This window comes from Nitrososphaera sp. AFS (genome assembly GCF_009898475.1).
GTDB lineage: Archaea > Thermoproteota > Nitrososphaeria > Nitrososphaerales > Nitrososphaeraceae > Nitrosopolaris.
The window spans coordinates 1-6,617 of sequence record NZ_QURE01000067.1; the positions used below are offsets into that span (position 1 = coordinate 1).

A 6,617-nucleotide genomic window follows, 5' to 3' on the forward strand; every position below is an offset into this window, starting at 1 on the left:
TTGACAAACATATCATATTTAACTTCCCATCATCTATACTAGTGATCTCTCCAACTGCAAGGAACTCACTCTTCGCTATCTTGTTATATGCTTCTATCTTTGCTTCTAGCTGTGGATAAAATTTTGGGATTAACTTATCTTTTATCCTGTTATACCCAAGAAAGCGTTTATAGATTGAGTATGTAAGTAAACTTTTTACCATTGTCATGCATTATTTATCGGCTTACCATTTACGATAATCCATTCTTCAAGTACATTTAAGACGTTAATACTTCTCTTACTTTCTGACCGTTTGCTGGATACTTCTTGAGCAGTCATCTATACAGCTTATGATATAGCTTCTTGCCGTTTCTTGTATAAAATGGTCCTAAAATATCCATTTGTTTGTACCATATCGTTTGGAAGCTTCATTACAAATCGGCTGTATTTTCTCTTCCTGATCTTACACTTTAGTATGTTAGGAGAGTGTCTTTCTTTTCAGTATCTTGTAGAATGTCCTATCCGCTACTCAAATGTACTCCTAATCTTTGTAGTCTAAACCGAATCTTTTTGTTCAGTCGTAAATCCAGGATATTTTCTTCTATTGCTCTATCTAATTGTACCTTCTTGTATGCGATGCTTTAGACAGGTCTAGAAGACCACTTATGACATCGCTACTGTATCTGTCGTTCCATTTGTAGCAAGTTTTCCTAGACACACACCTATACTTTTAAGGATCAGTTACAGTGTCACCTTTCCATTTCTGTTTATGAACAAGTTTGAATTTCGTTTTATATCTCACTTCCTGACAGAAGTGTAACCAAAGTCTCTGAAAATGTTACCTAGGTGTTTAAGTGTGACAACTAAGTAAGCCTGTTAGACGGAACCGTAGTCATTTGATTTGGTAAGTTTGAATGTCTTTCAAGAGTTATGAAGATTTTTCAATCATTCGTCCCATAGATAGGAATTGTACCCCGCCTCTGACCCACAACTAGTCATAGTTAGCCGTACATGCGAATGTGTACTCCTCCTAGTGTACTCTCTACAACGGGGTGGCTGTTATGTTACAGCCAACCTTGAATACAAATACATGTTTATAAATTTCAGCACAATGACATCACTTGGGAAAGGTTTAGTTCAGCAGCTACCACTGGAACTCTTAGCTTAAAGGATGAGCTAATGGTCGGCTTAATTTCACCAATATATCCTACAGTCATATCATCAACGATAACATTTGAAGATCTACCTAGAACAAACATTGCATTTTGATTCGTTTTGGTAGAGATTTCCTTCCCAATGCAAGTTTTCATGAACGTCTGCACGATGGATTTGCAACTAGAATAATTTGATTTTGAATGAGCCAAAACTAGGCCAAGGTTCCAATACTCCTGTATTTTATCTTTGAGCCGAAATATTTTGCCGATTTCGAATAGAGCTTGGGGATATTCTTCATGAATGTTGTGAGACAATGTCTCAATTAACGAAGGGATTAATCTTTCTCTCAATATTTCGTGCTCTATACTTTTGGTCTTCTCGACTGTCAACATATTACTCGGTTCAGGGATTCCCATAAGCTGATAATGTACTCTCCTACTGACTAAATTGAAATTCACAACCTCAGTTAATCCCAGCCCAATCATTGTTTCCCTTACCAAGTCCAGATAGCGGGACGAATAGCTTCTGTTTCCGTGTAAAGCTGAAGAGAGTTTTGTAGCTTCAAATCTATTTATGCCAAACCCAATAGCTATATCTTCTACCAGGTCAGTGTCGTCGATTATATCTGTCCTGTATCTAGGGATGGTGCACTCTATAGTGTTATCGGAAACAAGTTCTCCATCGAGCCTGCTTTTTCTTAAGCACCTTAAGATTTCAGATTTATGAAGATCAAGACCAAGCAGTTTATTGATATAGTTTGTCTCAACTTTAATTTTAGAACAGCCCATATCGGGCGTCTCTTTACTAATTCCATCTAAATGAGCTAAGACTGTATATATTCTAAAGCCCATATCGTACAGCGTCATACTTATTACTGAGAGGATATCTTCAGCGGCCTTAAGATTTGTTCCAGTAATCTCTACAAAAAGGTTTGTAGTGTTTGGGTCTATTCTCGTTATACTGCCATTTATTATTGGAGGAAAGGACAACACGTTATTTTCTGCATCTATTATCATAGGATATCTTTCCGTATTCTGTAAAATACGTCCATAAGTTTTGCCGGAATCTATTGTGCTCAAGATCTCACTTATGGTGTGCTTTAGAGATTCGCCTAGTGGTGCGAATGAGAATTCTTTATCTACCGTCGTATAGCTGATCGGAAATTTTATGACATCATAGTTGTGGATGCCAATCGACGCTTTGATTCTGTGCCTTCCAACGATGCTGTGAAGATCTTCCTGCATAGAGATTAGTTGTTTAATACTTCCATTATCCAAATATCCATTCTTAGCGATCATAGAAACTATATAAGGCCTAATCGTCTTAGTAGACATACAGACGTTAACAGCAGTTCCACTACTTTTTGACAACTTAAAATCTGGAATGCCTGTTTCTATTTCGAGCAGTCCCTTAGCTGCCCTGACTATGCCATAATCCGAAGCAAAATCAGGTCTATTTGGATTGTACTCCAATCTAACTTCTGAGTCATTCACGCCTTCTATATCCAGGCCTAAAAATGGAAAAATATCTAAGACATCTTGTAATCTTCGTTGAGGAAAGAATTTGGCTATTCTGTCAAAACTGATTGTTATAACGGGCATCGGGGGATGCTCCTAAGCCAGCCCAGGTTATTATTATATAGATCCCGGACATCTGTTAAACCTAATCGTAACATTGCAAGTCTTTCTAGGCCTCCTCCCCAAGCAAGCACAGGATTTTCAAGGCCAAGCGGCCTTGTGACTTGAGGCCTAAAAATGCCCATTCCAAACAATTCGACCCACTTCTCTAATTTCTCATTATAAATCATGGTTTGTAGAGACGGTTCGGTGTAAGGGAAAAATGTGGGCCAGAATTTCACTTTTTTGATGCCTAATTTTTTGTAGAATTCAATCTGTAGAGCCATTAAATCCTTTAGTGTGACCACGCTATCCGTAACTACCCCTTCAACCTGCGTAAATTCAGCGAGATGCTTGTATGAAATCTTTTCATTCCTGAACACTCGGCCAATCGAAAATAGTTTGGCTTTGGTTGGTTTGTTGTCCGCAAGATATTTGAGTGTGATAGGCGTGGTATGTGTTCTTAGAACAATGCCCCTGGCATCTTCAATGTTCCATTTATAGCCCCAACCTTCGTTGTGAGAGACAGCAACTTTGCGAATTTGATCTTGGGTAGCGAATTTGTCATCCTTTATTTTTGATATGTAGAACGTATCCTGCATTTCTCTAGCTGGGTGATCCTGCGGAGTGAAGAGGGCATCAAAGTTCCAGAAACTCGTTTGCAACATGGGGCCTTCAATTTCAGTGAACCCCAACCCCACAAAAATTTCACTTATTTCTTTGACCAGGTTCACAATAGGATGAATTCTGCCAGGAAATAAAAAGCGAACAGGAGCTTCAACGTCAATAGGAGAACCAATTTCATGTTGCTCTTGGATTTGAATTTTGTTCTTGGGGCCGAATATCTGGCTGCTTATCTTTGCAGAAGAAAGGAACTTTTTACCATCTTCTAATATAGTTACGATGGATTCATCTGATAATTTACGTTCTATGACATAGTCGGGATCTCTCTTTTTGAGTGAATTAAAGGAGCTTATTTCGTTAGGACTGAGCTCAGAAACTTTTAGATTTTTCATTTCCAGAAGCTTATTCAGCAATCTTTCTTCAGCGGACAGACTGTCAGCTTCGGCTGTGAGGACGAATATCTTTTTTCCGGAATCATCAAGAACTTGTTCGATCCACTTGTTTTGTTTGGCATATCTGAATGCGCTGTGGCTATCACTTTGAGTGAAGAAGCCTGTATTCAGAATATCTCCGATATGGCTTTTGTCGCCCTTTAAGTGATTTACAAGCCTTCTTTCAGGTAAACCGTTCTGAATAGCAAGATACCCACTTTTACCCAAGGATATCACAGTGATTTCATCAAGACGAACCAACTTTTTTAATCTCAGCCATTCTACAGCACGTCTAATCTGGTCAAGACCAAGACCAGTATTTCTAGCCAATGTTTCTATCGATAGTTTATCGTTGATGACCAGAGCCTTTAAGACGGTTCCCTCGAGAGGATGGATCGGACCACCTGTGAAGCTAGTCATGAAAAGCCAGAGATTTCAAATGAAAAAGACTTTTTAAACGTTTAATGTCCAGAGTGGACATTGGAGCTAAATCGCCGAGTTGCAGCCTCAGACGCCAGTCTGACCGGAGATAAAGCGGACTTTCAAAATAATTTCAAGGTTACTCCATGGGAGGTAGAGGGTGATATTGACTATAGACGATTAATGGCTCAATTTGGTACCCTACCTATAACTTCAGAGATAATAGAAAAAATAAAGAAAGTAACTGGAGAAGTGCATCCCATGTTGAAGAGTCAATTCTTTTTCTCTCATCGTGATCTTGATTGGATTTTAAACAAGTATGACGAGGGCGAAGGTTTCTATCTTTACACCGGTAGAGGACCATCAGGAATGGTGCATATAGGTCACGCAATGCCTTGGTTATTTACTAAATATATTCAAGAGAAATTTGATTCGAAACTTCTCTTCCAGCTTACTGATGACGAAAAGTTTCTCCAGAATCAAGATCGTTCAAAGAAGGAAATTGAGCACTATGTTCAAGAGAATGTACTCGACATAATTGCAATTGGCTTTGATCCTGACAAAACGAAGATTATTGTAGACTCCAGAGATATTGGGCATCTCTACCCTTTAGCAATTGAGATAGCAAGAAGGATCACCTTTTCGACCGCAAAGTCAGTTTTTGGCTTCTCGAATTCTACTAATATAGGAATGATCGGATTCCCACCACTACAAGCCGCTCCATGCTTTCTACCTTCACTCATGGAAGGTAGGCCGACCCCTGTACTTGTTCCAGCTGCAATCGATCAGGATCCTTATTGGAGGGTAACGAGGGATATAGCTGAGCGTTTAGGTTATTACAAACCTGCGCAGATCCACAGTAAGTTCCTTCCTGGGCTTCAAAAGTTAGGCAAAATGTCCTCATCCAAGCCTGAAACAGCTTTGCTCACAACAGATGAACCAGAGATCATAAGTAAGAAGGTCTCTACAGCTTTTACCGGCGGCCAAGCTACCATTTCACTCCAAAGAATGCTTGGTGGAAATCCTTTGGGTTGTCCAGTATTTTGGTATTTGCGCTACTTATTTGATACTGAAAAAGAGTCAGATGAAAGGTTACTCAAATGCAAGAGTGGAAATCTCCTTTGCGGTGAATGCAAGAGCGATTTGTCAAAGGACGCACAAACTTTCTTGGTAGAATTTAAAAGAAGGAGAGAAAAAGCAAGGGACCGTGCTGATAAATTTACGTTTAAAGGTGCCTTTTGAGAGGCAGGCGCTAATGATAGTTGAGAAGATTGAGTGTTACGATAAATACGAGGCAGAAAAGCTTGCAGGGTTCTTGACTATGGATAAAAATGACTTTGTGTTTCTCCAGAGAATAACAACGGTATTTCAGAATGAAGTAGTTTTCATGCTAAAAGACAAATCTTCCCATTGCGTTATGTTGAGAGATTATCAGAGTGCGCTCAGACTAAATGAGGCAATAATGGAATCTATTAGGCATAAAAAAAGAATATCCAGCAATTTGAACAACAGTACGATAGAGATCACTATAAGCTAATGTCAGAAATAATTTGGATATAATCTTATTACTAAATCAAATCCAAAGACTAGACGCAATTTTGTTAGCAACACTGAGCTCGACACAAATTATGTGGTTATATTAAGAGGACCTATACTCGGGAAGGAGATGCCGATATTATTTCCTTCTTAGTAATTTGCCTTGGGCGTCTATTTGACCAGCACGAATTCGGGATGATGATATTGGGGTCCCATCTTCAGCTCTGACCATATCCACAATAATTATCGATAGTGGACTGATGCCTCTATTGATTCGGATTTTGTTTATCTCGTAACCTACTGTAGCTCTTTCAGTACTAACAATCAAGGCAGCCACGTCCTCCGATATTACTGCAGGTCCATATGTTGTGTCGAGTTTTACGATTTGAAATCGGGCGTCATCAAAATTTGAATGAATAGTCCTACGAAGGTTAGTAACCCTTTCGTCATAGGAATGAATAACCTTTCCTTTCGCCTTTGCGAACTCATCACTAGAAATTCCTATTATCACGTTCGTACCCACCTGGAATGCTTTAGAGAGCAGTGCTATGTGGCCCAAATGAATTTCATCAAAAGTTCCTCCAGTTGCAACTTTGCTATATTTGATGGCCATTATTTATACTCTGACATCCTGTCAGCGCCTATCTTGATTTTATAAGTGCAAATTCCTTTTTTGTTAAGACTAGTACGGACGTCATAGCAGATCAACGCCTAAGGAATCAAAACAATGGCCTAATCGCATTCTTCGCAGGTCATGTCATGTGCCTTTCTGGAATATTTTGACGCATTGTGGGGGGCATACATTCTCACAAGCCATACAAAAGATGCAGTCTTTTTCTCTGGCCATAAATGTTTT

Annotated in this window: 6 protein-coding genes; 2 read left to right on the top strand and 4 right to left on the bottom strand. The window is 39.2% G+C overall.

The window, feature by feature from the left end; all coding sequences use genetic code 11:
- From DYY65_RS12495 to pheS, 3 genes are all read right to left on the bottom strand, one after another.
- A partial coding sequence (locus DYY65_RS12495) for a hypothetical protein (protein ID WP_236561740.1) occupies positions 1-202 on the bottom strand: 202 nt, incomplete at its 3' end.
- Positions 203-1,082: 880 nt separating this feature from the next.
- Complete coding sequence (gene pheT / locus DYY65_RS08140; RefSeq protein ID WP_162477473.1) at positions 1,083-2,735, bottom strand: phenylalanine--tRNA ligase subunit beta; 1,653 nt, start codon at positions 2,733-2,735, stop codon at positions 1,083-1,085.
- Complete coding sequence (gene pheS, locus DYY65_RS08145; RefSeq protein ID WP_162477474.1) at positions 2,723-4,225, bottom strand: phenylalanine--tRNA ligase subunit alpha; 1,503 nt, start codon at positions 4,223-4,225, stop codon at positions 2,723-2,725. Before pheS ends, pheT begins: the two co-directional genes overlap by 13 nt.
- A 60-nt stretch (positions 4,226-4,285) precedes the next feature.
- Here pheS and DYY65_RS08150 point away from each other — a divergent pair, with 60 nt between their 5' ends.
- Together DYY65_RS08150 and DYY65_RS08155 are read left to right on the top strand one after the other, a co-directional pair.
- Entirely contained in the window at positions 4,286-5,467 is a 1,182-nt protein-coding gene (locus tag DYY65_RS08150) for a tryptophan--tRNA ligase (RefSeq protein WP_201449412.1), read from the top strand.
- Between the two features lie 13 nt (positions 5,468-5,480).
- On the top strand, positions 5,481-5,762 hold the full coding sequence (locus DYY65_RS08155) for a hypothetical protein (protein WP_162477475.1): 282 nt from the start codon (positions 5,481-5,483) through the stop codon (positions 5,760-5,762).
- A gap of 138 nt (positions 5,763-5,900) precedes the next feature.
- Here DYY65_RS08155 and DYY65_RS08160 read toward each other — a convergent pair whose 3' ends face one another.
- Positions 5,901-6,374, bottom strand: coding sequence for a phosphopantetheine adenylyltransferase (locus DYY65_RS08160; protein WP_162477476.1), 474 nt, complete (start codon positions 6,372-6,374; stop codon positions 5,901-5,903).
- Between the last annotated feature and the right edge of the window lie 243 nt (positions 6,375-6,617).

Bases quoted from the DNA above. Each gene is read 5' to 3' on its own strand.
- pheT (WP_162477473.1), bottom strand. From the start codon at position 2,735: ATGCCCGTTATAACAATCAGTTTTGACAGAATAGCCAAATTCTTTCCT.
- pheS (WP_162477474.1), bottom strand. From the start codon at position 4,225: ATGACTAGCTTCACAGGTGGTCCGATCCATCCTCTCGAGGGAACCGTC.
- DYY65_RS08155 (WP_162477475.1), top strand. From the start codon at position 5,481: ATGATAGTTGAGAAGATTGAGTGTTACGATAAATACGAGGCAGAAAAG.
- DYY65_RS08160 (WP_162477476.1), bottom strand. From the start codon at position 6,374: ATGGCCATCAAATATAGCAAAGTTGCAACTGGAGGAACTTTTGATGAA.